This window comes from Chryseosolibacter indicum (assembly GCF_018598585.1).
In the GTDB taxonomy this organism is placed as follows: domain Bacteria; phylum Bacteroidota; class Bacteroidia; order Cytophagales; family Cyclobacteriaceae; genus Chryseosolibacter; species Chryseosolibacter indicus.
In genome coordinates, this window is record NZ_JAHESD010000131.1 from 1 (window position 1) to 3,095 (window position 3,095).

Annotated in this window: 2 protein-coding genes; both read right to left on the bottom strand. The window is 38.8% G+C overall.

Annotated features, from left to right (window positions below; translation table 11 throughout):
• Positions 1-1,053 precede the first annotated feature (1,053 nt).
• Positions 1,054-2,073: a transglutaminase domain-containing protein gene (locus tag KK060_RS24640; RefSeq protein ID WP_254157912.1), complete on the bottom strand. Its 1,020-nt coding sequence runs from the start codon at positions 2,071-2,073 to the stop codon at positions 1,054-1,056.
• A 4-nt stretch (positions 2,074-2,077) separates the two neighbouring features.
• Positions 2,078-2,800 carry a carboxypeptidase-like regulatory domain-containing protein gene (locus KK060_RS24645; RefSeq protein ID WP_254157914.1) on the bottom strand — a complete coding sequence of 241 codons (723 nt, stop codon included), beginning with the start codon at positions 2,798-2,800 and terminating at the stop codon, positions 2,078-2,080.
• Positions 2,801-3,095 lie beyond the last annotated feature (295 nt).

The following is a 3,095-nucleotide window of genomic DNA, read 5'->3' on the forward strand; positions in this document are numbered from 1 at the left end:
TTGAGAAATCGGGATTGTGGCAAAATCATGTAGTTACAGATAGCCGCGTCGTTACAGGACAAAACCCGCAATCAGCAAAATCGGTAGGCGAAGCAATACTTCATCTGTTAAAATAAAAATGTAATGAATTTTTAATATTCTCACTTTGAATAGCCCATCGGAAATTGTTAGTCAATTTCTGAATGGGCTTTTTTCATTTAAAACGAGAATTGATTGACTAATGGACAAGCTAACCTCTTGGATATTTCGTCTCGTCTTAAAGTCTTTGGAAGCATTCCAGGTTGAATGCAGTCAATAGTTTTAACGTGAAGTCCTTACGAAACCTTCAGATTCTTCCTAAGGAACTGAACTGCTCTGTCAACTGCTTGTGAAACATATTGTATGTTATCATGTGATTGGCTCCATCGATTACAAACAGTTGTGGTACTGCGAGGAGTAGCAATTAAACGTAAAAAGAAGCTAGATTCAAAATAGTGTTTACTTTAATAGAGTTGGTTGAAATTTTTAAACTTATAGACAAAATTTGAAGCAATTCACTGAATAGCAGAGCGAGAGCAAAACTACAGGGCCTATTCATCATTAGTACTACTACCAGGCCAAGCAATTTCCTCACAACTTTATTCTTTCCATTACCTAAATTTATAATGAGAACCAAGCGCGTTGGCCGACATCCCGATAGCTATCGGGACGGGCCGTGCCCCGGCCTTGTGCGGCTGAAGCATTTTTATGTCTTCGTTTTTTTTGTTACTTTTTTTATCAAGGAAAAAAGTGACATAAGAAATATGAGATCATCACAAGTTAGGGAAGGCCTGGAACAAAACTTTAGATAATAGCATTTTCAAGTACCTATTGCAACGCCAGGGTATTCCTTCGCGGCTTCTTTTAACTTTTTATAGTATCTATTGCAGGCGGGGAATGACGCCACAGGAGAGGGTACCTTGCACCATCCTAATGTTGTTAACTGTTGGCGCAAGTGTGCTTCAAGCAGCTTGCCCGACTACTGACGGACCCGCTTGGACGCTCAAGGTAGTCAGCTCCTTTTAATCAATATTCCTAATAAACTTTAACACTATATGTAACCGCATAGTCTCCATTCAAAAGTACATGAAGTACATGAGTTCCCTTTGAGGTGAATGCATATTCAATGCAGTAAACCTTTTCTTCTTCATTATTTTTAACTTGATAAAGCGCCATATCTAAGGGCCTTGTTTTACCAATCTGCAATTGTAACTTCTCAATGACTACATCTTTGTGTGTAGTAAGCTGGATTGTTAGAGGTATTCCTTTATTTGCAACGATATTAAAGGTAGCTGGGATTAGAGATTTTATGTCGCATTTAAAAAATTCACGATAGACAAGTGGTGCATTTAGAAATTCATTTAATGTTGGTTTACTGTGCATTAATATCCATGATGTATCTAATGGGTAATGATTTCGTATGAATAACGCAGGGTCGGCGAGAAAGTAACCCTGATTAAAATCCTTTACAAATTTTCGCTCTTCCATGTGAATTACACCACTAGACCATGTAGCATCACACAGATACCATTTGTTATTTAATTCAACGGCATTCCACGAATGATTTGGCACCCCGCTGCCACCAACATTTGCTTGTGCTGTCCGCCCATAGCCATTTATAACTAAACATTTAAGCCCTGCGTATTCTGCAAGGCTTTTAATTAAGGCCGCGTATCCCGAACAAACTGTCTTTTGGTTCCTTAACAATTGTCTATAGACTTTGGCGCCAAATGTTCTGTTCCAATTTCTTAGTTCATCCACACTTTTGAGCTTAGCCCGTTGACGAGTACTTAACACGTAGAGTTCATAATCATTTTCAATGTTATCACAAACCCACTTATAAATTGATCTGAACTTTTCAACCTCTGTACCAAGCGGAGTAGTAAGTTTTATGGATAAGCCTCGTAGATCATACAGAGAATGTTCGGGATATAATGCCGCAATACTATCCGCTTTGGTAAAATTGATATTTGTGAAATCAGAAACTTGAGCTTGTGCTTCCTTAATTATTAAACTACTAATTAATAGCAGCAAAGCAGCAGCATTATTTATCATAAGATTAAAACAATCCTTTCACCTTTCCCCACCACTTTCTTATTCGGGATTCTTCGTGTTCATACGCGGTGTGCACAGCCAATTCCCCCATAAGCTCAGCTTCAAGTGTTAACGTAATTTCAATATCTTCGAGTGACGTATTTCTGATAGTATACTCTTCGTAAGTAAATCCTATGAAACTTGCAACTAAGACATCTCCTTCTTCAAGTTTCTTTGGAAACTCAAATCGTCCATCCACATCACACGTTACTCCTTCCGTCGTACCTTTTAACAACACATTTGCGCCTGGTAAAGGCATACCATCATCGCCTTTTACAACTCCTCTAACAGTCTTCGTTTGCTTTTTCAAATCAACCGATTGAACTTGTTTCGTGTGAACATCTAATTCAGTTATTGGTTTAGTTGGGTGAGTTTGGGCCAAAGAGGGTTTGCTCACAAGCAGAAACAGAAGACCAAGAATGCCCGCCTTTAGAACTGTATATCCTGGAGTAATTGTAGGAGGTAAAGTAGCGAAAACATATTCCTTTAGTTGTCCAGGACGAAAGCGTCCACACGTACTTGCGTGTTCCGTACTAAAATACTCTACAATTTCACTATCATTCATTTTAGTAAAATCGATCACCACCTTACTACAGGAGCTACAAAATCCTCCAGTAGGAGTTGATGTGAATTTATCCCATTGCTCGGAACAAGGTCGAGGTATAGACAAGGATATGCTTTTATTCATATGATGAGTTTTTATCAAGATACCTTTATAGATAAAATTCCATAACATTTAAGATAACAAAAATATAAAAAATACAAAAACCTGCCGGAGCAAGATTTAAGCGAGATGCTCACTTCATCTACACATAAAATAAGATACTTTACACACAGCTACACAGCCGGGCTTCTGATTTACAAGTCCTGCTGTTTTTTTCATACCAAACCTATGATGAGAAACCAAGCGCGTTGGCCCCACATCCCCATAGCTATCGGGATGGGCCCTGCCCCGGCCTTGTGCGGTTGAAGCATTTTTGTGT